The following is a 26,782-nucleotide window of genomic DNA, read 5'->3' as shown; positions in this document are numbered from 1 at the left end:
GGGAAAAAAATGAGTGTTCTCGTCACCGGTGGAGCAGGGTATATTGGCAGTCACACATGTGTCTCTTTATTAAACCGTGGTATGGATGTCATTATTCTTGATGACTTTTCCAACAGTAATCAAAAAGTGGTGCAGCGGATTGAGCATATGACGAAGAAAGAGGTAAAGTACTATTCGATTGATTTAAAGGATAAAGACGCAGTTCATTCTGTCTTTGCTGATAATGAAATCGAGGCAGTGATTCATTTTGCAGGGTATAAAGCAGTTGGAGAATCAGTTGTTAATCCACTTTCCTATTATGATAATAATCTCATTTCCACGATTTACTTATTGCAAGTAATGAAACAGTTTAACGTAAAAAAACTGGTGTTTAGCTCTTCAGCGACTGTTTATGGTAGACCAAAGCAGGTACCGATTGCGGAGAATGCTCATCTATCGGCAACTAATCCATATGGCAGAACAAAACTAATAATCGAAGATATGTTGAGAGATATTTATGCATCCGATAATGATTGGGCGATTACATGCTTACGTTATTTTAATCCAATCGGTGCCCATCCAAGTGGAAATTTAGGCGAAGATCCACGAGGTATCCCTAATAACCTCATGCCTTATATTACCCAAGTAGCTATTGGTAAACGACCGGTATTACAAATATTCGGCGATGGCTTTTCTACTAAAGATGGTACAGGAGTAAGAGATTATATCCATGTAATGGATTTAGCTGAGGGACATATCTGTGCACTAGAACAATTAAAAAAGGTAACCGGTTTTAATTTTTATAATTTAGGTACAGGGAAAGGCTATAGTGTTTTAGAAATTGTCCAAACTTTTGAGAGAGTAAATCATGTGAATATACCGTATATCATTACGGATGCCCGTATGGGTGATATCCCTATTAGTTATGCTGATCCAACAGCTGCTGCGACGGGGTTAGGTTGGAAGGCTCAAAGAGGATTAGAGGAAATGTGTATAGACGCCTGGCGTTGGCAGAAAAATAACCCCACTGGATATAGTGATAAGAAAAATCCGCACTTAATGCAAAGTGGGGCTTTTTCTTTTTCTTAATAAGATGTCGGAACCCGTATAAGAAGAGGAAGGAAATGAAAAGATTATTTGATTTTATTAGCGCATGTTTACTGCTTCTTTTATTTGCACCTGTAATGGCAATTATATCTACCGTTTTGCTTATCAACGGATCGTCCATTTTTTTCAGACAAGAAAGACCTGGACTTAATGGATCATCCTTTCGCTTATATAAATTTTGTACAATGACTGATGAAACAAATGAGCAAGGTCATCTGTTACCAGATGAGAAAAGATTGACCAAAATCGGTAATAAGTTAAGAAAATATAGTTTGGATGAATTACCACAACTGCTTAATGTCTTAAAAGGTGAAATGAGTTTGGTTGGACCTCGTCCGTTACTAATAGATTATTTACCATTATATTCACCAGAACAAGCAAGAAGACATTGTGTCAAACCTGGAATCACAGGCTGGGCACAAGTAAATGGCCGCAATGCGATTAGTTGGGAAGAAAAATTAAAAATGGATGTATGGTATGTCGATCATCAACATTTTTTACTAGACTTAAAAATTCTTTTTCTTACGATTAGTAAGGTCATCCGTTCAGAAGGAATTAATCAGCCAGGTGCTGCCACAACTGAAGTGTTTAAGGGAAGCCAAATAAAAATGAAAGAGTGACATAAATGGATATTGCATTAATTGGTTATGGCGGGCATAGCAAAGTAATCTTTGACATTATTACAATGCAAAAAAATAAAGTGGTTGGTATTTTTGATGATAAGCATCGCTCATTAAAAATGAAAGGGAATGCGTTTTTAGCACCGATTGATTATGTGCATGATGTCCTAAAAATCAACCCTAATATGCGGTTTGTTATCTCTATAGGCAATAATAAAATCCGCAAGCAAATGTTCGAAAGGCTAGCTTTACCAATAGAATACTACACCACTTGTATCCATCCTTCTGCTTGTATTAGTCCGAGCGCAATAATTGGTAAAGGAACCGTCATCATGCCGCAGACGGTTATTAATGCGGATGCGGTGATTGGTCATCATACAATCATTAATACAGGAGCAGTGATTGAACATGATAATGAAATTGGTGATTATGTGCACATCTCCCCGCGTTCAACTTTAACTGGATCAGTAAAAGTTGAAGAGGGGGTGCATCTCGGTTCTGCTTCTGTTGTCATTCCACAAGTAACATTAGGAAAATGGTCTGTCATAGGGGCAGGTTCGACAGTGATTCATTCAATACCAGAGCGAGTAATGGCAGTGGGATTACCCGCACAAGCAAAGAAAATATTGAAATGGAGTGATGACATTGACTGAGCGTATTTATTTATCGCCTCCCCATTTGACTGGTGAAGAAATTCATTATGTACAATCCGCATTTACGGATAATTGGGTGGCACCCGTCGGTCCTCATATCGATTTGTTCGAACAAGAAATGTCAACACTTGTGAATGTCCAATCTTGCTTAGCGGTGAACTCGGGTACTGCTGCCATTCACCTCTCATTATTAGCACTTGGTATTAGCTCTCTAGACACCGTTTTTTGTTCTACATTTACATTTGTAGCTACGGCTAATCCTATTCTTTATATTGGGGCAAAACCGGTATTCATTGATTCAGAACCCGAAACTTGGAATATGTCTCCTGATGCGTTAGAAAGAGCTCTAAAGGAAGCGAGTGCAAATGGAAATTTACCAAAAGCGGTAATTGTCGTTCATTTATATGGGCAACCTGCCAAAATGGATGAATTGCTAATGATTTGTCAACGTTATGGTGTGCCTTTAATTGAAGATGCTGCTGAATCTCTCGGTTCTACATACAAGGAGAAGCCAACCGGCACAATCGGCAGTTATGGTATTTACTCATTTAATGGTAATAAAATCATTACTACTTCTGGAGGGGGGATGCTCGTTTCCAATCATAAAGAAGGTGTGGAGTATGCTTCGTTTTTAGCCACACAGGCAAAAGATATAGCACTACATTACCAGCATAGCCAAATCGGGTTTAATTATCGTATGAGTAATATCGCTGCTGGTATTGGTAGAGCCCAATTGACCTATCTGGAAAAGAGAATAAATGCACGTCGGAAAATTTTTCAGCGTTATGAAGAAGGGCTTCAAGGATTGGAAGGCATTTCATTTTTACCTGAGCTTCCGGGAACCTATTCCAATAGATGGCTAACTACTATATTGATTGATAGTGAGACAATTGGTGTAACTGTCGAGGAGCTAATTTTCGCTCTTAGGAATGAGAATATAGAGGCTCGTCCAGTATGGAAACCATTACATCTACAACCGTTATTTCAAGGTTATAGTTTTTATCCACATGATGTCGAGCACGAATCTATCTCTGAAATGATATTCGAAAAAGGAATTTGTTTACCTTCAGGATCTGATTTGACAATTGAGCAACAAAACAGAGTGATACATTGTATTCAAACAACCATTACCTCAAATCTTCATCTGCATCCATATTTATTAGGATAGGTGGCAGAGAATGATTGGAAAGAATATTGCAAAACTACGTAAACAAAAAGGATTAACATTAACAGAACTAGCCGAACGAGCGGGCGTAGCGAAGTCATATCTTAGTAATATTGAAAGGGAGGTCCATCAAAATCCTTCTATTCAAGTCATTGAAAAAATTATTTTCGTACTCGGTGTTGAAATAGAAGAAGTCATCAGAGGCGTTTATATCACGGAGCAAAATAGACAATGGCAAATACTTATTAAGGAAATGCGAGAGTTAGGTATTGAAAAAGATCAGATGGAGACAGTTAAACAAAGAATTTATGAAGTAAAGAATAAATAACTCAGTTTTAAGAAAAGGAAGAGAGCGCTGGAATGATGGAGAAGATACCAAGAATTATTCATTATTGTTGGTTTGGTGGCGGGGAAAAGCCAGAGTTAATGAAACAGTGTATAAGGTCCTGGGAAGAACATCTCCCTCATTATGAGCTAAAGCAATGGGATGAAAGCAATGTAGATGTAACATGCAATGCTTATGTACACGAAGCGTATCAAGCGAAAAAGTATGCTTTTGTGAGTGATTATTTTAGAATGTATGCTTTGTATACAGAAGGTGGGGTTTATCTTGATACAGATGTCGAGGTTTATCAATCTTTTGATCGTTTCCTTCATTATCCATCCTTTTGGGGATTTGAAGAAGGCAATTATATTGCAACAAGCACGATTGGTGCCAGTAAGGGGCATCCGCTTATCCAGTATTTTTTAGAATCCTATCAATCTAATCATTTTATCAATGATGACGGGACTTTTAACGAATGGACAAATGTTGCCGCCATAACAGAAGAAATGAAGAAAAAAGGTGTTATATGTAACGGACAAAAGCAAGTGATAGAAGATTTGGGAGTAATATTCGAGCAAGCTATTTTCTCCCCATATGATTATATTAATTGTCGCGACCTGCAATCAGATGAAACAGTAACGAAGCATCATTTTTATCAGAGTTGGTTGCCTCCTCATGTGTTAGTTAAACGAATCGTGAAAAGGAATATAGTCAAATTGATTGGCGGAGAAAAATTAGCTAATTTACGTAAGAAGTTTTCGGGAGTGAGGTCATGAGCCGAATATTCATTGCTACATATGATATGGAGATTGGCGGGGTAGAAAGAAGTTTATTACAATTATTGAAACAACTTAACTACGAAAAGTATGAGGTGGATCTATTATTATATCGTCATCAAGGCGATTTTTTTCATTTGCTTCCTAAACAAGTGCATTTGTTGCAAGAGTTTTCAAGTATGGCTACTTTTCGTCAGTCCATTATTGAAACAATCCAAAAGAAACATATGCTATTGGCTTCTGTAAGACTACTAGCCAAATGGCAAACACAATGGAAAAGCCTGCACGCACGTGATGAAGAGTGGGGTTACTATCAGATGCAGCAAATCGGCAAATATTCATCACCCTTCCTTCCTACAATGGATAAAACTTACGATGTGGCTATTAGTTATTTATGGCCCCACCATTTTGTAGCCTATAAAGTAAAGGCTAAAAAGAAGATTGCTTGGATTCATACTGACTTTTCCTCTCTTCATATTGATACGAATGAAGATGAAAAAGTTTGGAGGTTATTTGATCATATTATCGCAGTTTCTGATGCTTGTAGAGAAGCATTTCTTACCGTTTATCCACAGTTAGCCGATAAGGTGATGGTGATGGAAAATCTGATATCGCCGACATTTATACAAGAATTGTCTGAGGAAATAGTCGAAAATCCTATTCTCTTAGATCATCGTTTTACTATTGTTACAGTTGCTAGACTCTCAAAAGCAAAAGGAATAGATATTGCCATACAGGCGATGAAAATAGTTAAAGAAAAAGGTTATCACAACATTGTTTGGTATGTGATTGGTTTTGGTGGAGATGAAAAAGAACTGACACAACTCATTCAAGCTTGTAATTTAGAAAGTCAGTTTATATTACTTGGTAAAAAGGTCAACCCTTATCCATTTATGAAGGCATGTGACCTCTATGTTCAACCCTCTCGTTATGAAGGGAAAGCCGTTACAGTAAGTGAAGCGCAAATACTAGCAAAGCCAGTACTACTTATGAATTATCCTACAGCAAAAAGCCAAATTCGTGTTGGAGTGGATGGTTATATCGCTGGCAACAATCCAGAGGAATTAGCTTCAAGCATTATTCAGCTATATGAACATCCGGAGGAAAGGGAGAGGTTGAGCAAGAATTGTCAACGAACGAACTTTAGTAATGAAGCCGAGCTCGAAAAATTACATGCTATTTGTGAATAAAAAAGGGGGATAGGGCCATTGGAACAACCTAAAGTAAGTGTCGTCATCCCCGTTTATAACGCAGCCGATTATTTGGAAGAATGTATTCAATCCTTACTTACGCAAAGTTTACAACAATGTGAATTTATCTTCGTCAATGACGGGTCTAGTGACCACAGTCAACAACTCATTGAAGCTTATCAAGAAAAAGATCATCGCATTAAACTTTTGAATCAAGAAAACCACGGGGTCAGCTATGCGAGGAATAAGGGGGTTGAAATAGCTAAAGGTGAATACATCGGATTTATAGATGCTGATGATACAATAACAGAAAATACTTATCAGCACGTATATCAGCTTGCTAATCAATTCGATAGTGAGGTCGTTATTTTTCACTTAGTTGAAGAGGTCAATGGCATTCAAAGAGTGATTAGCTATCCCTTTCCAATGCGGGTAAAATTACATAAAAAGGACATTCATGAGTTTATCATTCCACATATGTTACAAAAAGAAGATTTTAATAGTGTGTGTAACAAGTTATATAGAAGAGAAACATTGAATAAGCTTCGACTGCAATTTCCGATAAACGAGGTACTTGGGGAAGATGGACAATTTAATTGGTCCTTTTTTTTATGTGCGAATTCAGCGATTTATAGCGATTTTCCTGGTTATTATTATCGTGAAGTAGCAGGCAGTGCGACAAGAAATCTCCAAGAAAAAGATTACTTTTCTCATGCGTTACGCTCTTATCAGCGTAGTATACCAGATCGGATTGAAATGAGTAGCCCTCAAATCAAGACACTAAAGGCTATGAAGCTGCTTCATCAAGTGTTAGCTTATATTCACATCTATATTTTACCTACAAATGAATTAAGTAAAAAAGAAAGAAGGCAATATGTACAAAAGATGATTCATCATCCAGTTGTTCAAGAAGCTTTACGACTCTACCCGTTAGAAAAGGTAAGAATGCTCGGCAGATATGACCGCTTCTTAATGAAGTGTATAAAGCATCAATCGCTTCTTGGTTTATATAGTGCAACTGCATATAGTAGGTGGCGAAATAGATAAAAAGGGGAGGTTCATTCATGAAAATATTGATGTTTGCCCATGGAGGAAGTGAGAATCGCGGTTGTGAGGCGATTGTACGATCAACGTCAACTATGCTCAAAGAAAAAGTGGAAGATGTGGCTGTTTTTCTTTCCTCTTATCAACCTGAAACAGATCAACATATACAACAGCTAGATGGAATCTTTGATGGTTCAGAAACAATCATAAGAAAATATTCAACAGATTGGTGGAAGGCTGCGATTCGGAATAAACTCTTTCAAGACGAAACATACGCCTTGCAAAAAGCGCAACAAAAAACGATTAATCAAATTGATGTGGCTGACATTTGTCTTTCAATTGGCGGAGATAATTACTGTTATGGTGAACAGCCCGGTTGGTATGAAGTTGATAAAATGGTCAAAAAGAAAGGGAAAAAATTAGTATTATGGGGGTGTTCGATCGGAGAGGAAGATATGTCGGCAAGAAAGCTAGCAGATCTCAAAACATTTGATTTAATTTTGGCTCGAGAGACATATACGTACCAAATGTTAAAAAAGAGAGGCATTCATCATGTGACACTTTGTGGTGATCCTGCATTTACACTAGAGAAAGAAGAAGTAGACCTGCCCTTTGGTTGGAAAGATGGGGATACGATTGGCTTAAATATCAGTCCACTTTTAGTTAGTAAGAATCAAGGTAGTAAACAAGCTGTCTCTCATTTAATTGAATATATTTTAGAAAATACCGAATCTGTCATCGCGCTCACACCACATGTCATGCAAAAGGGGAATAATGATTATGATTTATTACAAGAATACTATCAAAAATATAAAAGTTCACGAAGAGTCATATTGCTACCAGCGGATTTAAACGCATTACAGTATAAAGGGTATATTGCAAAAATGCGTTTTTTCATTGGCGCAAGAACACATGCAACCATTGCGGCCTATTCCAGTTTTGTCCCGACCCTCGTTTTAGGCTATAGTGTGAAGTCAAGAGGTATCGCCTATGACTTATTCAATAGTGAAAGATTTGTAGTTTCGATTGAGGAAGTGTCAAATAGTAATAAACTGATTCAATATTTTGGTGAAATGGTAGAACAAGAAGCCCAGATTAAAGAGCAATTGCTAAAAGTCATCCCCATTATACAAAACCGTTCGTATGAAGCCGTGCATTCTTTAAAGGAATTGCTAGGATAATGAAAAGACAACTATTATTTATTATCCCTAGTTTAGCAGCAGGTGGAGGAGAAAAAAGCTTGATCAATCTTCTATCACAAATCGATTATGACCAGTATGAGGTGGATGTTTTTCTTTTTGCCAAAAAAGGTGTATTTCTATCGTTTCTACCTCCTCAAGTGTCTGTGCTAAATCACTCCGTAGATTTTGAACATTTCTCTTTACCAGTCCATTCAGCTATATGGGCTCTAGCCAAGAGACGCAGATGGAAGCTCGTGTATAACCGTCTATTATACTTTTTAGCTAATAGAAGAATAGGAAATACAGCTCAAAAAGAACAGTATGCCTGGAAATATTTAAAACAAGCATGTCCACAACTAGTCAAAACGTACGATACAGCGATCGGATTTTTAGAGAAATCTTCAACCTATTTTTGTGTGGAGAAAGTAAATGCGAAACAGAAAATTGGGTGGGTACATATTGATTACAATGAAATGGGTATGGATGCAACATACGATCATACTTATTTTAAAGAAATGTCCACTATTGTCACAGTCTCTCATGAATGTGCACGCGTGTTTATCGAACAGTTTCCTTCATTGAAATATAAAGTAAAGGTGATTCATAACATTGTGTCACCAACAATCATTTACGAAATGTCACGTCAGTCCATACCGTTACAAAAGCAAATGTTTACGTTACTAACCATTGGCCGTTTGCATCCGCAAAAAGGTCTAGATATGGCAATTGAGGCTTGTAGCCGTTTAGTACGAAAAGGAATGAAACTGAAATGGTACATTATTGGCGAGGGGCAAGAAAGAACCAAATTGGAAAGATTGATTAGAATTCATCAACTAGAGGAACACTTCATTTTGCTTGGACAACAAGCGAACCCCTATCCTTGGCTCGATGTAGCTGATATTTATGTACAGCCATCAAGGTTTGAAGGTAAGGCAATTGCTATAGACGAGGCAAAAATACTGCACAAACCGATTGTCGTAACAAACTATACTACAGCAAAAGATCAAATTATAGATAGAGTAACGGGACTCATCGTAGATTTAAACGTGGATGGGATCGAAAAGGGAATTAGCTTATTAATGAAAGATGATGCTTTAAGAGAACAGTTAACAGTCAATTTAAGCGGGCACTCTTATGGAACAGAATCTGAAATAGACAAGTTTTATCAAATCGTATAGAGGGGTATAAGCATGAAAACAAAACTACTCTTTGTGATGAATAACCTCCAATGTGGCGGTGCAGAAAAGGCACTTATCTCATTATTACATGCCATTGACTATAAAAGATATGAGGTGGACTTGCTGTTATTTAAAAAGGAAGGTGTATTTTTGAATATCGTGCCAAATGAAGTAACCATTTTAAATGAACAAGAGGAATTTCGTTACTTTGATGGCAGAGTCATCGATAATGTGTTAAAAGCTATTTCATCTCGAAGGTTTGATCTCGCCATTTCTCGTATAAGGGCAGCCCGTATTTTTAGAACGGAAAATAATGGAGCTGTTTGTGAACAAAAAGTGTGGAAATATATATCCCCATGCTTATCTAGTGTAAAAAAAGAATATGATGTTGCCATAGGATTCTTAGAAAAGAATCCTATTTATTTTTGTCTAGAAAAAGTAAAAGCAAAGAGGAAAATAGGGTTTATCCATAATGATTATAAACAAATGGGCATGGATAAAACGTTGGACTCTCCATACTTTCAGCAGTTGGACGGTATTATGACAGTGTCAGATTCCTGTGCCGAAGTATTACGTCAACAATTTCCAGAATATCAACAGAAAATAAAAGTCATACAAAATATCTTATCTAAATCGACTATTCAAACGTTGTCTATGAATGAGATGCCTTTACCATTTCCAGGATTGAAGCTTTTATCTATTGGACGATTACATCGACAAAAAGGTTTTGACTTAGCTTTAGAGACAGCTGCGTTACTGAAGAAAAAAGGTGTACCATTTAAATGGCTCATCTTAGGAGAAGGTAGCGAAAGGGAGAATTTAATCCAGTTATCTACAAAGTATCAATTAGAAGAAGAAGTGAAATTTATCGGAATAAAGGAGAATCCTTATCCATATATTCGCTGGGCAGATATATATATTCAGCCTTCGCGCTTTGAAGGAAAGTCAGTTGCTGTTGAGGAAGCCAAAATATTGTACAAGCCAGTGATTGTCACAAACTATAGCACAGCAGGCGATCAAATTAATCATGGACAGACGGGGCTAATCGCAAATATGACAGCAGAATCACTTGCAGAAACGATTGTACAATTATTTGCAGATGAATCTTTACAGCATCAGTTAATGGAGGGACTAGGGAAAGAGAAACTTGGAACAGAAGACGAAATCAAGCGTTTTTACCAATATATAAAAGTAGGGTAGGCGAATCTTTAATGATTATATGGCCGTTAGCCTTTTTCATACTGATTTTGGTTGGAGCAATCGGTTTGGATTTATTTCTTATATTTAAAACTTGGTTTTCACGGATTCATTTTGGCAAATATGAAAATGAACGCGATTGGGAGAAACCTATCATCACTACAGTCGCTCGTTGGTTAAAGCGAACACCGAAAGTACCTTTAACCGACCAAAGGCGTTGGGTGGCTTTAGATATCATCAAAGGACAATATACAAGAGGCGAGATCCAATATTGGCAAGAGGCAGCTTTGTTAATGGCATTACCATCACCCCAGTTTATTTCAGAAGTCGATCGTTTTATCAATAAGAAAATCACTCCCTCTGGTGAATGGAAAACATGTCCACAACAGATAGATGGTGCAATCTTAGCTTATGCAATCCTTAAAAATAATCGGTTAAATGGTGAGTGTTATCAGCAAGCAATGGATGAAATGTGGCAAGTGATTCAAGCACATATTGGGAAGGATGGAACCGTCATGTATAGAAAGTCAATGGTAGACTATCGGTACGTCGATACGATTGGTTTTATTTGCCCTTTTCTGATTACTTACGGTGTGAAAAATAATAAGCCGGAATGCATTGACCTTGCGATTCATCAAATAGAATCCTTTTTTACTTATGGGATGAGTAGTCAGATGGCAGTACCCGCTCATGCTTATCATATAAAATCAAAGGTGGGGACTGGACTATATGGATGGGGACGAGGAATGGCATGGTTAGCGCTAGGCGTGATTGATTCGTGGAAGGAGTTACCGAATCATCATCATTATAAACATGAATTAGAGTTAAGGATAACACAATTGGCAAAAGTCATTTTGAGTCTACAGCAAGACTCTGGTTCCTGGAGTTGGTTAATGACTAGAAAAGAAGCGAGAGCGGACTCTTCGACAACGGCGACATTAGGATATTTCTTAGCTCATGCTGCTTATATCGAGGAGATTGCGGATCAGTGTTGCCAAGGTAGAGATAAAGCTATTCATTATTTGATGAAGGTAACGAGAAGGACGGGAGCGATTGACTTCTCACAAGGAGACACAAAGGATATTGGCGTTTATTCCCAATTGTTTGATATCCTTCCGTTTACGCAAGGGATGTCGCTAAGGTTATTGGCAGAGAAAAGAAGATATCAGGAGACAAAGAAAGATAGACAAGCTGTGAGCTAATGGGTGTGAACAAAGAAAGTGAGAAGGGGACAAAATGAGATCACGCTACTCTCTAATTAATATAACAGCAGGTTTAACCAATCAGTTGATTATTACCATGTTAAGCTTCTTATCAAGAACAATTTTTATCCAAACATTAGGTGTAGAATATTTAGGGATTAATGGTTTGTTTACGAATCTTTTAGCGATGCTTACGCTCGCTGAAGCAGGGCTAGGTGCTAGCATTATGTACAGTTTATATAAGCCTGTTGCGGACAATGATTATATGAAGATCCGCATTCTTATGAAATTTTATCGTCAAGCGTATATGGTTATTGCAGCAATTGTCTTCGTACTCGGTTTATTGCTTTTTCCGTTCCTTGATTTTTTTGTAAAAGGGGCGAATATTGAGGATGTAGAACTCATTTACTTTATCTTTTTGCTTAATACAGTTGCTCCCTATTTTTACATTCATAAAAATTCATTTCTGAATGTCGCACAGCGTGGTTATATTGTTACAGCTGTTTACACAGTTTCATCGATAGTAACGGCCGTAATGAAAATAGCTATTTTATCTTATACTCAAAATTATTTACTTTATTTAATAATTGATAGTGTTATTACAATTGCCAATTCCATTATCCTTGCTGTGATGGTCAATCGAATGTACCCATATTTGCGCGAGAAGGTGGAGGGTAAATTAGATGAAATAACAAAGGGACAAATCACTACCAACGTGAAGGCGATTGTTATTCAAAACATAGGGAATTATTTATTATTCGGGACAGAGCATCTTCTGATTGCATCCTTTGTTAGCTTAGTGGCTGTTGGAATTTATTCGAATTATAAAATGGTCATTGATATTGCTCGTACGTTTATTAACCAGGTATTTAGTAATGTGTATCATAGTGTTGGCAATCTCGTGGCTAATGAATCGATGGTGAAGATCATAGCGATTTATAAATGTTATCGTTTAGTAAATTTTTGGCTGTATTCTTCGTTAACCATTGTATTGGCATTTACATTGGAGCCGTTTATAAGAATCTGGTTAGGAAGCGACTTCTTGTTTTATCAAGAAGCGTTACTCGTCATTCTATTATTGACGTTCTATGAACGTGGCATGCGAAATTCTATATCAGCAATAAAAACAACAGCGGGTTTATTTCGAGAAGATCAATATGCACCGCTATTACAAGCAGGAATCAGCTTAATATTTGCACTTGTCCTTGTACAATTTCTAGGGATTACTGGCATATTTTTAGGGCATTTCCTTAGTGCTCTTTTCGTTCCTTTTTGGTTTACCCCCTATGTGGTCTATAAAAAATTGTTTAAGCTACCAGTAAGACAATATTTTACTTCTTATTTGTCTCTTATGTTGATAGGATTGGTAGCTTATTTATTAACGAAAATCATTCTTATGCAGTTTTCTCCTGTCAGTTTTTCTACTTTTCTTATTTACTTATTTGTAAGTTTAGTGCTGCCTAATTTATTATATATAATCGTATTTTACCGAACGGACGAATTCCAATATATTTTAAAAATGGTTTTGACTATACTAAGACGCTTGCAAGCGAAGAGAAGAGATAGAATGCTCTCTTCTTAGCAGCAATATTTTAGGTGATTCTTGTCTAGTCCTAGACGTGATATTGGCTTTTTTAAATAGTAGTATTCTGGTAAGTGTGAACTTGATAGGATCCATTCTCATGTTCTTTACCAGTGGTAAAACCGGCACCATCGGTAAATATATTTCTGGCGAGAATGGATTCTGCCTGCGTACTAAAGTCATTGGTGATTGCGCCTTTACCCATAAAAATATTATTATAAATTCTAAAGTTTTGTGTTCTTCCCCATGCCTTCATTGTTGACATAGTAAATTCGTTTTCATAAATAGCTAAACTGCTACCAGCACTTAAGATAATACCTAGAGGCGAAGTAAAACGGTTATACCTAACAACATCCAACGCCATTGCATCCCAGCCATCTTCCCAATCAATGTCACAGCCTGGTGTTCGTCCTTTATTATTAACAAATGTATTTCCTTCAATTAACCATTCTTGACCACCACACATCGCAAGTCCTGTGCTGGTGTTTTCTTCAAAATGACAGTTTTTAATTTTACATTGTCTTGGCATGCCAATGGTACGAAGAAAAGCGACTGCGCCATTAAAGTCGGTATCGCCATCTGCAGGGGGGGCTTCTTGATAAATGACAATTTTGACCCATTTTGCCGCTTGTGGCTTTTCATAATTGTAAAATTGTAGATTATAAGTTTGGGAAGAAATGAATAGGTGATTTTCATCGTAAAAGTATATAGAATACAGTCTGGATCGTAAATAACGGAACCCTTGATAACCTTGAGTGTAACCTAACAAATAATAACTACCCAGTCCTGAAATATTTAAATAGGTAGATGAGCGAAAACGATGATTGTTTATTTCTGCACGCGCATTCCCTTGATCATCTATATCTCCTGGTTCAAAATGTGACCAGCTAACAACCGTATCACTTTTCACTTCTCCGAGCTCACGGTTATGAATTGTTCCAGTGATGAAATTAAATCCTGGTGATTGATTAAACGTACATGACTCAAAGGAGACATTTTTACAATCATCAATGAGCACACTCAGGCAACCTTCAGTAGATTCTGCAACAGTTGTATCGTTTCTTTCGCCATAAATATGGGCGTTTAAGAGTTTGGTATTTTCAAGATTAGTAAAATAGAACATTCTGTACCCAGTTTTTGTCTTTTCACTTGCTTCAATTTGAATCTTACTATCACTGAAATCAATGATGATATTAGTCGGAGGAAACAATGTTCTAACAGTTGGATTAATTAAATAATGGCCGTAGGGGAAAATGACTTTTTTATATGGGCCTAGTAAGGCATCATCAAATGCTGCTTGGATCCCGTTAGTAGTTGCAAGAGCGTTTGTTTCATCCAAATGTATATCATATTGTTCTGCATTCACATACAAAATGTCGGCTTCCTCAATCGGTTGCTCCGCTCGTTCAGATACAGTCAAAGTAAAGCTTGCAGCAATTGTTTTACTACTATCATAAGCAGTAATAGTCGTTGTACCGCTCGTAAGTGCTTCAACCACTCCATATTGTACTGTGGCGATATGAATATTTTCACTTTCCCAGAAGACAATATTATCATTTAGCACATCAAAAGGTAATCCTTCTGATAATGCAGTCGCCATCAATACAGTCGCTTCACCAACAACCATCGTTTCCTTCTTCTTATTAATAACAATCTCGGTGATCGTCCGATTAGATGGGGGGAGAGAGGGAGATAATTGCACATCTATAGGAATAGTTGTCGTAAAGCTCTGTTCTTCGTAGGCAGCCATTACATTTACGGACGTCGTCCCTGCGGTTAATGCCTTTATACGGCCTCTGTTATCTACTTCTACTATTTGTTCATTATTACTTTGAAAATCAAGGGTGAGGTCTGAAGTGTATTGACTTGGAATGGCTTCAATAAATAACTTTTGGCTTTCACCAATGGCTAAAGAGATGGTTTGTGGTAACGCAGAAATGCCAATTAATTGTTCTGTTTGCTGATAATAGTCATAATTGTTTTTTACTTCCTCATCCGTTAATGCCCGATTATAAATTGCAAAAGCCACAATGATTTCAGGTGCTTGATTGTGTGCGACAAAGTCCTTTCTTAATTGAAGTGGTGATTGAATAAGCGCATTTACGGTACTAGCAAAATCATTAGGTACAGGTCTTGGACCATTATCATTGATTGCATCATTGATAAAGAGACTGGCTGTTTGATCGGTATTAAATCTGAGTGTAAAGAGATTAATCGCATGTGAATCAATAGGGTTTAGCCAATCTTGATAACTTTTCTTTTGTCCTTGTTCATCTTTAAACCAATATGAATTAATTGCTCTTGTGTTTTGCTGTCCTGTTGTAGTCAAATACGGAATAAATACATCTGAGCGTGCAGCTGTGAATTTCCCATCTACTGTTTTCCAGTGCGATCCATTTGTGTTGAAGCTGGCCATTTGGATAGTTAATCCATTTTCAAAAGTAATGAGTTGATTCAGTGGGGAGGCATTTGTCGGTATTTCTACATAATCCTCGCGATTGACTAATAAACCTTGATCTGTCACATAACCATCGCTCACTCCATCATGTGAAAGACCTATTAAGGAAGCAACGACCCCATGAATCGTATCACTAATAGAATTATTCGATTCCCCGGAACGGTTGGTAAAGTCATAATGAAGAATAATACCCTCAGTTTGAATGCCAATTTTTTGATATAAGGCAGATTGTAGCGCACTCTTGTTTCCAGTATTATCTATTGCGTAAGCCTGTAAGGTTGTGGTTTCAGTAATTATAAATGGACCTGAATAAACCGGGCTTGTTGAAGTGGGTTCGTCTCCATTTAAAGTATAATAGATCGTCGCTGGTTCACTTGAAGTAATAGTAATTTCGTGTGATTGTGAAAAAAAGCCACTAGGTGTCACCGTTAAAGTAGGTGGTGTTTCGTCTAATTCTAAGGTAGTAACGGTAATGCTAACCCCTGTAGAGGTTTGACCTGCTTCATTTTTTGCTTGTACGGTAAAAGTATAAAAGGTGGATGGGGACAAGTTTGCTAAAGTGACAGAAGGATTGACGACATTCTCTCTAAATTGGTCATTTTGAGAAATGTCATAAGAGGTAATTCCATCATGATAAAGAGGTGGCTCCCATTGTAACGTAACGCTAGTAGCAGTTACTTGATGAATCATTAAGTTTTCTACATTTCTTGGAGGTGATTCAGGCTCAGGTTTGAGTTCGTCATTATTTAACCAAGAACTTACATAACATCTAAAAGGGACAGATGATTGCACAGAGAGCGTGTTAAACGGGGCAAAGTTTCCCTCGAATGTTTCATTCGCCCTAACGGTAATCGTGATGTTGTGAATGTTAAATGACAACGAAGTGGTTGGATGTAAATTTGTTATTTTTAAACGAATCATCGCGGTATCGTAATTCTTAATCGTTGGTGCATTATTCTCGAAATAATCTTTGATAATAAAAATCACTTTTTCTCGCCTCCTTTTCTAGATAGGTTATCTTATGCGCGTACTGTCGCTTTTTTACTATATATTTGTGTTTAATAGTACTTTAGATGAGGAAATCAGTGTAAACCATTATGAATGTAATTAAACATAGTTCGTTTAACCTAATTTTTATTGACGTCTAGTGGTGAATCATGGTAAATTGATAATGGGAGTTCGTTATATAGAATATAAATGTTCTTTTTAGGAATAAGGGGTGGTTACTTGAAGGATATTATCTATTTTTTAAAACAAGTTTACCAATACGCTGGTTGGAGACTATTCGCTAGCTTAATAGCAGTTACAATTGTCAGTCTTTTAGATGGATTAGCTATCCTTTTACTAATCCCATTGATTCATTTTACCGGTATGGTCGATTTCGGCTTAGAAAACTCCTTTTTATCCTCTTTTTCCTTATTCGAGTATGTACCATCTAGTGTAGTACTGCCGTTGATCTTACTGATTTTTGTTGTCATTGTAGCTGTTCATCATCTTATTGAAAAAGCTGTGATGATAAAGCATACGCGCATACAAATGGGTTTTTTGACACATTTACGGATGAGTATCTATCAGGACATATTGTTGAGTAATTGGTCTTTTTTCCTGAAAAAGAGCAGTTCCGATTTAATCCATACCGTGCTAACCGAGATTGCCAAAACAAGTGGTGGTACGAGGTCTATTTTACAATTATGTACGAATCTGATTTTCGCTTGCGTGCAAATTGGCATGGCGTTTATTCTGTCTCCATATATTACAAGCTTTGTTCTTTTGCTTGGCATGGTGGCCATTTATATGAACAGGAAATATTTGAAGCTGACACAAGCTTTTGGTAAACAAAATTATACGTTAGGTAAAAAATTCCTATCCGGAATAACAGACCAATTAGGGGGAATCAAGGAAATTAAATCTAACCATTTAGAAGAAGCACAACTACGCTGGGCTGGTGAAATGACGGCTCAAATGCAAGAAGAGCAAGTGAATTATATGAATACGAGATTACGTTCACAGTTGAATTATAAAATTTCATTAGCTGTATTCATCGCGGTCTTTGTTTATCTATCTATTCAATTATTTCAAGCACAATCAGCAACACTATTACTAATTGTTGTTATATTTTCTCGCCTTTGGCCGAGAGTTGCAGGTATTCAATCCTCTTTAGAACAAATAACAACAGCTATCCCATCTTTTAAAGCGGTAAAATTATTACAAAGTGAATGTAAACAAGCTCGCGAGGAACTTATTTCATCAGATGAAAAACTCAAATTAGAGAACAGTATTACTTATCAACAGGTGTCTTTTCGCTACGTTAAAGAGAAATATGCCTTAAAGGATATTAATGTAACAATCCCATCAAAAAAGATGACAGCAATTGTCGGCAAATCAGGTGCGGGTAAAAGTACATTCGTGGATTTACTGATGGGCTTAAATCAACCACAGGAAGGCGAATTGTATATTGATGGACAAAAGATTAGCAATCATTCGCTTGCCTTATTAAGGCAGAGCATTGGTTATGTCTCTCAAGAGCCTTTCTTATTTAACGGTACGATTAGAGAAAACTTGCTACTACTTCGCCCGAATGCGACAGATCAAGAACTATGGCAAGCCTTGTCCTTTGCTTCAGCAGCTGATTTTGTGAAAAAATTACCTGAATCTTTAGAAACTTACATTGGCGATCGAGGAATAAAGTTATCTGGTGGTGAGAAACAAAGGCTTGTTTTAGCAAGAGTTATTTTGAAAGATCCTTTAATTCTTATACTTGATGAAGCAACGAGTAGTTTAGATACCGAAAATGAAAAGAACATTCAAGAGAGTATTGAACAATTAAAAGGAAAAATGACAATCATAGTAATTGCTCATCGCCTCTCCACCATTAGAGATGCCGATCAAGTAATCGTGTTAGATGCAGGTAAAGTTGTTCAAGTCGGAGAATTTGTTCAATTATCTAAAGATAAGAACCAGTTATTTAGTCAACTGTTACAGAGGCAGGTGGAGGCAATGTAAATATTTCCTTTTCCTAAAGAAAAAATAGAAAGGATTCGTGATTTTATGAAAAAGCCGTGGGGAGAAGTAAAACTGGAAGTACTAGATGTAAAAATGACCATGAAAGGTGGAGGACATGGGGGAGGAAAGGATCCTAAGGATCCTGCTGATCCAGAGCCGGAAACAGATATCTACAGTTGAGGAAATGTCCTTATGTACTTTTGTACATAAGGATTTTTTACTAGAAAAGAGATTAACTTGTTTATTTCAGGGCGCTCTGCGTTTTTTATTTAGGTGGTGAGTATATGTTTAAAAAAGTAACTAGTCAGAAGGAACAAGAGGCTTTTGCTGCTACATGGGAATATTTTTGTGAGAGAAATGGTTGGCATAAAGACCCTTATGCACAAACAGGCGAGAGGTATCAACTATTGTTATCTAAAAGAGACCCGACCGTGATCGGTACGATTGAATTTATTCCTTATCATGAAGAAGTGGAAGTAGAAAGGTATTTTCGCTTTTCTAAAATCCCATCTATTTTTCAACAACAGGATCGGGTATGGGAGATAGATAAACTATGCTTACATAAAGATTATCATAGACAAGGTTATTTCTTTCATTTTTTTGAAATCATTTATGATCATGCCCTTCTTCATCAGCCGAAATATTATATAGCTATATTAGAAAAAAAGTTATATAGACTTTTAAAAATGTCTGTTGGTCGACGAATGATACGGGTCGATAAACAAACTGTCAGATCAGAAGCATCACTTATTCCAGTTGTAATACAGATAGAACAAATAATGAAGGATGATACAATCATACAATCACTTTTCTTGCGGAGAAATAAATTATTGTTGTGGAAATATTTCTTCAGATCAGGATTAAACCGATTGAAAAATAAAGCTGTGCGTATTCTTAGGGGGTAAATCATTGGTACTTTGGAGATACGGAAAACAGGTTAGTTGGATGCTCATGACGATTGGTTATATGGTTTTCATTTGGCTTCAATCTGAATATTTTAACCCCCAATTAATTGAAATATATGCTTATAGACTAGATTTTCCTATATTAGTAATTCTCGGCACTGTTTTTGAATTATTGCATCTTATCGAGTTTGGCATTTTATTTATTTTCCTTATCTTTACCTTTAAGGCCAATCCTAATGGAGAGTTTACAAAAAAGAAAATGATTGTTTGTTTCATTTTGTCTTTACTTTATAGTCTGATTGATGAAATTCATCAATTATATATTCCTTATCGTTCTTTCTCTTTTGTTGATATTTTTAAGAACTTTATCGGTATTTTCATTGTTTATTATATTGTTAAGAAAAGGTATAAGTGGTGAATTGCAGTGTCCATTTCTTCTCTTCAATTAAAGCTTCTTTATTCCGTTTATTTTGTTACAAATGTCTATTTTACAGGCGAATACACAAACAGAATACTTTAATGGGAATAGCATATAGGTAATTGAATATGAAACGAATATAAAATAAATAGATAAAAAGTTTATTAAAATCTATAAGGGAGAGAGGAAATTTGAGATATGTGAGAATCATCGAGGAAATCAATCAATTGAGGCTATTGTTAAGTAATATGTATGACCAAGGCCTATTCGATGTTGAAGAGGTAGAAGAGAGGCTCACATATCTTTTTCAATTGCTGTTTCCGGATAGAATAGGTGAATTTTCACCGGAAATTCATGAGATTCCTGGTGAGTCTCTTAGACTCTTGGCTGAGATTTTACAAGATCCCATATTAGTTCCAATCTTGAGAGAAGTAAGTGAAGGAGCAGCTGGTGAAATAAATATCCCTCATGCTTGTAATCAAAGATGTAATTGTCGGATGTGTAGATGGTGCAGAAGAGGGGTAACGGGTGCAACAGGAGTTACCGGAGTAACAGGTATGACTGGCGCAACAGGGTCGACAGGTGCAATGGGTCCGAGGGGTTATCCAGGAATACCTGGGAGAAGCGGATTAACAATAACGGGTCCTACAGGGGCAACAGGTCCAACAGGTCCACCAGGCAGTGAGACAGGAATAACAGGTGCAACTGGACCAACGGGTATGACTGGTGCGATAGGCTTAACTGGAAGTACGGGAATCACTGGTATAACGGGGGCCACCGGTCTAACTGGAGCTACTGGAGTGACAGGTCTAACAGGGGTAGATGGTTTAACTGGAGCGCCAGGTATCACCGGTCCTACTGGAGTGATGGGATTAACCGGAGCCACTGGCGTAACTGGTTCAATAGGAACCACCGGCCCTAATGGTGTGACAGGAGTAACGGGAATGACTGGACCTACTGGCTTAACAGGTAGCGCAGGGGTGACGGGAACAACTGGAGAAACAGGAGTCACAGGCGTTACTGGTCCCACAGGCACGCCAGGTATCACTGGGAGCACAGGAAATACCGGTGTCACGGGTCTAACTGGAGAAATAGGATTAACAGGTGCAACAGGAGTCGCAGGCTTGACAGGGGCTACGGGCGTTTCAGGTGTGACGGGAAGTACTGGTGCAACAGGCAACACTGGGCCAATAGGCGAGACTGGAATAATGGGTTCAACCGGTCCTACTGGTTTGACAGGAGTCACAGGTTCAACGGGAATGATTGGACCTACTGGAATCACAGGCCCAATTGGTTTAATGGGTCTTACAGGGAGTACCGGAACCACTGGCAACACCGGAGTAACAGGAATAACGGGTTTAACAGGAGCAACAGGAGTCACAGGTTCAATCGGTTTGACGGGAGTAACAGGATCAACCGGAATCACCGGTTCAATGGGTTTACCAGGAACAACAGGAATAACGGGAACTACTGGTTCAACAGGAGTGACAGGGGTCACGGGTCCAACAGGCTTGGCGGGTGTAACCGGAGTGACAGGTTCAATCGGTTCGACGGGTCTAACGGGAGCCACAGGTTCAACGGGCGCAATAGGAATCACCGGAGCAATTGGCTTGACGGGGCCTACGGGTTCAACAGGAGTGACAGGTATCCCAGGAGGTACTGGACCGACAGGAATCATTGGAACTACTGGTTCAACTGGTAACACAGGAAATACAGGTCTAACGGGTCCAACTGGCTCAATAGGCTTAACAGGAGCAACAGGAATTACGGGGTCAATCGGTTTGACAGGAGTAACGGGTTTAACAGGATCCACCGGAGTCACCGGTTCAACCGGCTTGACGGGAGTAACAGGTCTAACAGGGGCGGCCGGAATCACAGGTCCAACTGGTACAACAGGATTAACAGGGATAACGGGACCAACCGGCTTGACAGGAACAACTGGTCTAACCGGTGTAAACGGTTTTACTGGGACTACGGGAACCACTGGGCTAACAGGAGCGACGGGGATCACAGGCCCAACTGGCTTGACGGGAGTAACGGGTTTAACAGGGTCAACCGGAATCACTGGTGCAATAGGTTTAACCGGAGTCACAGGTCTAACAGGGGTAACTGGATCAACAGGTTCGACGGGTCCAACCGGATCAACGGGGTTAACAGGTGCAACTGGAATCACCGGTCTAACGGGTATCACAGGTTTAACAGGATTGACAGGACTCACAGGGAATACCGGAGTAACGGGTAGTACAGGAAATACAGGTCTAACGGGAGTAACAGGAATTACCGGAGCAATAGGTTTAACCGGAGTGACAGGTCTAACAGGGACGACCGGAATCACGGGTTCAACTGGCGCAACGGGAGTAATAGGTCTAACAGGATCGACCGGAATCACTGGATCAACAGGAGTGACAGGTGCAACTGGATCAACGGGCTTAACAGGAATTACGGGGTCAATCGGCTTGACTGGAGTAACAGGTTTAACAGGAACAACCGGTTTGACAGGAGCCACGGGAGTCACGGGTTCAACAGGAGTGACCGGCATAATAGGAAATACGGGAGTTACTGGTAGTACTGGATCAACAGGAGTAACGGGAACAACCGGTCCAACTGGTGTCACAGGAGGAATAGGTTTAACCGGAGTAACAGGAAATACAGGGTCAATCGGCTTGACTGGAGTAACAGGTCTAACAGGATTCACAGGAACAACTGGTCCAACTGGCTTGACCGGATCAACTGGACTAACCGGTGTAAACGGTTTGACAGGAGCTACAGGTTCAACAGGAATCACCGGTTCATCCGGCACGACGGGTCTAACGGGGGCGACAGGAACTACAGGGCTAACGGGAATCACAGGAGCAATAGGTTTAACCGGAGTCACAGGTTCAACAGGAGTGACCGGTATCACCGGAAGTACTGGAGCAACGGGCATAACAGGAACAACAGGTATTACGGGTTCAATCGGCTTGACTGGAGCAACAGGTTTAACAGGACCAACAGGAGTAACAGGAACAACCGGTTTGACAGGAGCTACAGGTTCAACAGGAATCACCGGTTCATCCGGCACGACGGGTCTAACGGGGGCGACAGGAACTACAGGGCTAACGGGAATCCCAGGTCTAACTGGCTCAACGGGCTTAACAGGAACCACAGGAATTACTGGGTCAGTCGGCTCGACTGGAGTAACTGGTTTAACTGGATCAACCGGTTTGACAGGAGCTACTGGTTTAATTGGAGCCACGGGTTCAACAGGAGTGACCGGTATCACCGGAAGTACTGGAGCAACGGGCATAACAGGAACAACAGGAATTACGGGTTCAATCGGCTCGACAGGATTAACGGGTTTAACTGGATCAACAGGAGTAACAGGAACAACCGGTTTGACAGGAGCTACAGGTTCAACAGGAATCACCGGTTCATCCGGTACGACGGGTCTAACAGGGGTAACTGGAGTAACAGGTTCGACTGGATCAACAGGCATAGCGGGAGTAACGGGTCTAACAGGGGCGACAGGAACTACAGGGCTAACGGGAATCACAGGAGCGATAGGTTTAACCGGAGTAACAGGTTCAACAGGAGTGACCGGTATCACCGGTTCAATCGGCTTGACAGGAGTAACTGGTTTAACTGGAACAACAGGAGTAACAGGAACAACCGGTTTGACAGGAGTAACTGGTTCAACAGGTCCAACAGGAATCACAGGAACAACGGGTCCAACAGGCTTGAGTGGATCAACTGGCCTAACAGGGGTAACCGGTTTGACTGGGGCGACAGGAAATTCTGGGCTAACAGGAGCGACGGGGACCACAGGCCCATCCGGCTTGACGGGAGTCACCGGTTTAACAGGACCAACAGGAATCACAGGAACAGCGGGTCCAACAGGCTTGACCGGATTAACAGGTCCAACAGGCTTGAGTGGAGCAACAGGTCTAACTGGAGCCACGGGGGTCACGGGTTCAACAGGGGTGACCGGTATCACGGGAAGTACCGGAGTATCGGGTGGTACTGGAGCGACAGGAATCACGGGGAGTGCAGGCCCAACCGGTCTAACGGGAGTAACAGGGATCACAGGAGCAATCGGTTTAACGGGATCAACCGGCTTAACAGGAACAACAGGACCTACGGGACTAACGGGCCCAACCGGTTCAACAGGCTCAATCGGACCAACCGGTCTAACGGGATTAACGGGTTTAACAGGATCCTCAGGGTTCACAGGAACAACCGGCCCAACGGGAGTAACAGGTCTGACTGGCCTAACAGGATCTACCGGGATCACGGGTCCAACAGGAGTGACAGGAATCACAGGTGTAACTGGTCCATCAGGCATTTCAGTACCTATTGTCGGTTTTTCGGCTAGAACAAACTTAAGTGGGATTAGTGCTTCGCAACAAATTGCTAATTGGAATATTGCTTCGCCTAGCTATAGTAGTGCAAGTTTTAATGCTACTACAGGTACTTTTACAGTACCAAATACAGGGAGATATTCTATTAAGGCAACAATTAATTATCAAACAACTACCACTATTTCTATAGCTATCGGTGCAGGAGTTAGTCCGACTTTTAGTGTTAGAAGAATATCTACTTCAACTGATTTAATTACTGGTGTATTTCCTATTCTAGATGTGAATATTGTTTTATTATTGAGTCTGAGAACTATATTGGGTTCTGGAACAGTTACTCTCTCAGGTGATATGACTTTAAATGCGGGAGATACTGTGGGTTTATTCTATAATGCAAATGGGCTTACAATTAGCTTGAATCTGGGATCAGGGACTTTACCCATTGTTTGGTCCATTCACCAAATTGGATAAAAAGAGCAATGTGGGAATCATTATCCTCACATTGCTTATTTGATGTAATATTCTTTGAAAAAAAGCTCGTTATGATTGACTCTTGAATCATTGGGTCGGTACTCTTTTGCTTTACAGTGATGGAAATATGATTGATTTTCATTACCATTTTGCCAGTAACAATAACATAGTTGAATATGTGGGTACCAGGTAGTATAAGATTCATCTTTAAAATTAAAATGAGTCGGTTCCTCGAGCGTAGTTGCTAATTGATACCAAAAAATGGCCTTATTAAAGTCATTTTTTTCTTTATAAATATCACCAATTTTACAAGCGGCTTCGGGTCTTGGTGTATCAAACTTCATGGTTAAAATGAGTGCCTCAAGCTCACTTTCTTCTATATTTAAATGTTTATAACATTCAGCTATAGATAAGCATGCCCTAATTTCATCCTCGACCCATCCCTTTTTACTCTGTAAAAATTGTGCATAATAGGAAATTGCATTTTCGAATCTAGCATGGTCTTTTAGTTCATTTGCAAAATAAAACAAATCCCTTGGTGAAAACTCCTCACCCTTTTCTAACCTTTTCTCGTATATTTTAATATTGCGGTCACTTTGTTCATGATGTGTTTGTTTCCTACTTTTATTATGCTTAATGGCAATATCTGACTCAATAATATGGCCCCCGACTTCCAAATATTCATGGACAGGACCATGCCACTTGAAATGTCGGTCTCTTTTAACTAACCGATGTCTACGAGAACTAAAGGTTGGTTTATTTTCCTCATCAAAGGCTAAATGGTAGAGCATTGCGACAGCATCTACGTCAAAAGATAACGCTCCTTTTAAGTCTTTCATTTTTTGTCTGTCATCTGGTAAAAGTATATCGTCTGCATCTAACCAGAGAATATAATCTTGTGTAGCTTGCTCAAAAGCATAATTCCTTGCTGCGGCAAAATCATCTGTCCATTCATAGTGAAAAAGATGTTCAGTAAACTCTTTAGCGATTTTCTCTGTTTCATCTGTTGAGCCCGTGTCTACAATTATAATTTCATCACATAAATCAGACACACTTTTTAAGCATTCAGCAAGTACTTCCTCTTCATTTCTTACAATCATACAAAGGCTAATTGTTATCATCCCGTTCACCACCAAATAAAGAATCCTTATACTATATGAATGGTGAAAGAAATGGGTTCAAACCTAATTAGTTATTTCATTGCAAGTCTTAAAAATAGTAAATAAAGTAAGAAAACCCCTAGATATCCCCCTGTAATTAAAAATAAAGGGTTGAGAAAGACGACATGGACGGTTGTCATAAATACTAAGTTTTCGCTAATGATTTCATAAACTGTTGTAGCTGTTATACTTTCAAAAACGATAAGGGAAATGGTAGCTAAAGAAATTAGCACAATATGTGTAGGTGCCCAATATTTATTAGCAAAAACCATTAAAAGAGGAATCATTATAATCATCAATACAATGAAAAATACCATTAAAAAACCCTCCTAAGAAGAGTGATAGGATTAGCTTCTGTTATTTTTCAAAGAAAGATACATTTATTTTCCGAAAAATATAAAAACGAAAAGGAACTTACCTAGATTTGTCGAATGATAGGTGAAAAGGAGCTGAGAGTAATGAAACAAGTGAAACAACAACAGTGGATTTGCTCTAAATGTGAGAAAGTAATAGAAGACAAGAATGAATATATCGATAATGATGGTGTTTGTGACCAATGCTATTCTCGTAAACTGAAAATAAGGCGTGGTTTTAAGATTTAAGAAAAAATAAGCGGATCCCATATTTGTAATTATCAAATATGGGACACCGCTTATTTTGATTTGTGAACAACTCTTTTAGTTAAACAAGTCATACAAATGGTCTTTCTTTTTACGATTAGTATTTCATGATAATAAACAAGCTCTTGACATTTATTGCAAAGTACAAATTCACTCATGAATTTACACATCCTTTCTTTAAAGGTATATGTAAATAGAGAGGTAAACATGATTA

At 38.7% G+C, this 26,782-nt stretch carries 22 protein-coding genes; 19 read left to right on the top strand and 3 right to left on the bottom strand.

The genetic code is table 11. From position 1 onward, the window contains the following. The first annotated feature begins 9 nt into the window (after nt 1-9). From galE to MKX78_RS18805, 13 genes are read left to right on the top strand one after another with little or no spacing between them, the layout of a single operon-like run. Nucleotides 10-1,068 (top strand): UDP-glucose 4-epimerase GalE, encoded by a 1,059-nt coding sequence (galE, locus tag MKX78_RS18865; RefSeq protein ID WP_322910403.1) that lies wholly within the window; start codon nt 10-12, stop codon nt 1,066-1,068. 35 nt (nt 1,069-1,103) lie between these two features. Next, nucleotides 1,104-1,706: a sugar transferase gene (locus MKX78_RS18860; RefSeq protein ID WP_322910402.1), complete on the top strand. Its 603-nt coding sequence runs from the start codon at nt 1,104-1,106 to the stop codon at nt 1,704-1,706. A gap of 5 nt (nt 1,707-1,711) precedes the next feature. Next, complete coding sequence (locus tag MKX78_RS18855) at nt 1,712-2,359, top strand: acetyltransferase (RefSeq protein WP_322910401.1); 648 nt, start codon at nt 1,712-1,714, stop codon at nt 2,357-2,359. Then, the gene (locus MKX78_RS18850) at nt 2,346-3,527 is read left to right on the top strand and encodes a DegT/DnrJ/EryC1/StrS family aminotransferase (RefSeq protein WP_322910400.1); all 1,182 of its coding nucleotides are present in this window, start codon (nt 2,346-2,348) and stop codon (nt 3,525-3,527) included. The genes MKX78_RS18855 and MKX78_RS18850 overlap by 14 nt, the downstream gene beginning before the upstream one ends. A gap of 10 nt (nt 3,528-3,537) precedes the next feature. Then, nucleotides 3,538-3,852: a helix-turn-helix domain-containing protein gene (locus tag MKX78_RS18845; protein ID WP_095372106.1), complete on the top strand. Its 315-nt coding sequence runs from the start codon at nt 3,538-3,540 to the stop codon at nt 3,850-3,852. Nucleotides 3,853-3,887: 35 nt separating this feature from the next. Then, nucleotides 3,888-4,625: a glycosyltransferase family 32 protein gene (locus MKX78_RS18840; RefSeq protein ID WP_095373617.1), complete on the top strand. Its 738-nt coding sequence runs from the start codon at nt 3,888-3,890 to the stop codon at nt 4,623-4,625. Continuing rightward, entirely contained in the window at nt 4,622-5,815 is a 1,194-nt protein-coding gene (locus MKX78_RS18835; protein WP_095372107.1) for a glycosyltransferase, read from the top strand. Before MKX78_RS18840 ends, MKX78_RS18835 begins: the two co-directional genes overlap by 4 nt. An 18-nt stretch (nt 5,816-5,833) precedes the next feature. Further along, on the top strand, nt 5,834-6,862 hold the full coding sequence (locus MKX78_RS18830) for a glycosyltransferase family 2 protein (RefSeq protein ID WP_341051893.1): 1,029 nt from the start codon (nt 5,834-5,836) through the stop codon (nt 6,860-6,862). 17 nt (nt 6,863-6,879) lie between these two features. Continuing rightward, complete coding sequence (locus MKX78_RS18825) at nt 6,880-8,040, top strand: polysaccharide pyruvyl transferase family protein (RefSeq protein ID WP_322910398.1); 1,161 nt, start codon at nt 6,880-6,882, stop codon at nt 8,038-8,040. After that, nucleotides 8,040-9,218 (top strand): glycosyltransferase, encoded by a 1,179-nt coding sequence (locus tag MKX78_RS18820; protein WP_322910397.1) that lies wholly within the window; start codon nt 8,040-8,042, stop codon nt 9,216-9,218. Before MKX78_RS18825 ends, MKX78_RS18820 begins: the two co-directional genes overlap by 1 nt. A gap of 12 nt (nt 9,219-9,230) precedes the next feature. Further along, the gene (locus tag MKX78_RS18815) at nt 9,231-10,418 is read left to right on the top strand and encodes a glycosyltransferase (protein ID WP_307318098.1); all 1,188 of its coding nucleotides are present in this window, start codon (nt 9,231-9,233) and stop codon (nt 10,416-10,418) included. Nucleotides 10,419-10,429: 11 nt separating this feature from the next. After that, on the top strand, nt 10,430-11,617 hold the full coding sequence (locus MKX78_RS18810) for a glycoside hydrolase family 88 protein (RefSeq protein WP_322910396.1): 1,188 nt from the start codon (nt 10,430-10,432) through the stop codon (nt 11,615-11,617). 34 nt (nt 11,618-11,651) lie between these two features. Next, nucleotides 11,652-13,199 carry a lipopolysaccharide biosynthesis protein gene (locus MKX78_RS18805; RefSeq protein ID WP_095372113.1) on the top strand — a complete coding sequence of 516 codons (1,548 nt, stop codon included), beginning with the start codon at nt 11,652-11,654 and terminating at the stop codon, nt 13,197-13,199. 52 nt (nt 13,200-13,251) lie between these two features. On the opposite strand, the gene MKX78_RS18800 is transcribed toward MKX78_RS18805, so the two are convergent. Continuing rightward, nucleotides 13,252-16,644 carry a chitobiase/beta-hexosaminidase C-terminal domain-containing protein gene (locus tag MKX78_RS18800; RefSeq protein ID WP_341051887.1) on the bottom strand — a complete coding sequence of 1,131 codons (3,393 nt, stop codon included), beginning with the start codon at nt 16,642-16,644 and terminating at the stop codon, nt 13,252-13,254. Nucleotides 16,645-16,884: 240 nt separating this feature from the next. Here MKX78_RS18800 and MKX78_RS18795 point away from each other — a divergent pair, with 240 nt between their 5' ends. The 5 genes from MKX78_RS18795 (at nt 16,885) to MKX78_RS18775 (ending at nt 24,788) form a co-directional block, all read left to right on the top strand. Then, nucleotides 16,885-18,660, top strand: a complete 1,776-nt coding sequence (locus MKX78_RS18795) for an ABC transporter ATP-binding protein (RefSeq protein WP_341051885.1) — start codon at nt 16,885-16,887, stop codon at nt 18,658-18,660. Between the two features lie 45 nt (nt 18,661-18,705). Beyond that, a complete protein-coding gene (locus MKX78_RS18790) occupies nt 18,706-18,840 on the top strand; it encodes a paeninodin family lasso peptide (RefSeq protein WP_157733909.1) in 135 nt (44 codons plus the stop codon). Between the two features lie 104 nt (nt 18,841-18,944). After that, entirely contained in the window at nt 18,945-19,565 is a 621-nt protein-coding gene (locus MKX78_RS18785) for a hypothetical protein (protein ID WP_328197445.1), read from the top strand. Between the two features lie 4 nt (nt 19,566-19,569). Beyond that, the gene (locus MKX78_RS18780; protein ID WP_341051882.1) at nt 19,570-19,983 is read left to right on the top strand and encodes a VanZ family protein; all 414 of its coding nucleotides are present in this window, start codon (nt 19,570-19,572) and stop codon (nt 19,981-19,983) included. An 866-nt stretch (nt 19,984-20,849) separates the two neighbouring features. Further along, entirely contained in the window at nt 20,850-24,788 is a 3,939-nt protein-coding gene (locus MKX78_RS18775; RefSeq protein ID WP_445662674.1) for a beta strand repeat-containing protein, read from the top strand. Nucleotides 24,789-24,823: 35 nt separating this feature from the next. On the opposite strand, the gene MKX78_RS18770 is transcribed toward MKX78_RS18775, so the two are convergent. After that, nucleotides 24,824-25,909 carry a glycosyltransferase family 2 protein gene (locus MKX78_RS18770; RefSeq protein WP_340976167.1) on the bottom strand — a complete coding sequence of 362 codons (1,086 nt, stop codon included), beginning with the start codon at nt 25,907-25,909 and terminating at the stop codon, nt 24,824-24,826. 71 nt (nt 25,910-25,980) lie between these two features. Further along, entirely contained in the window at nt 25,981-26,265 is a 285-nt protein-coding gene (locus MKX78_RS18765) for a transposase (protein WP_095372119.1), read from the bottom strand. Nucleotides 26,266-26,406: 141 nt separating this feature from the next. On the opposite strand from MKX78_RS18765, the gene MKX78_RS18760 reads away from it, so the two are divergent. Beyond that, nucleotides 26,407-26,550 carry a hypothetical protein gene (locus tag MKX78_RS18760; RefSeq protein WP_180316941.1) on the top strand — a complete coding sequence of 48 codons (144 nt, stop codon included), beginning with the start codon at nt 26,407-26,409 and terminating at the stop codon, nt 26,548-26,550. Nucleotides 26,551-26,782 lie beyond the last annotated feature (232 nt).

The sequence above is a fragment of the Cytobacillus sp. FSL R5-0569 genome (assembly GCF_038007265.1).
Taxonomy (GTDB): domain Bacteria; phylum Bacillota; class Bacilli; order Bacillales; family Cytobacillaceae; genus Cytobacillus; species Cytobacillus kochii.
The sequence above is the reverse complement of the archived record's forward strand: the minus strand, read 5'-3'. Positions and strand labels throughout refer to the sequence as shown.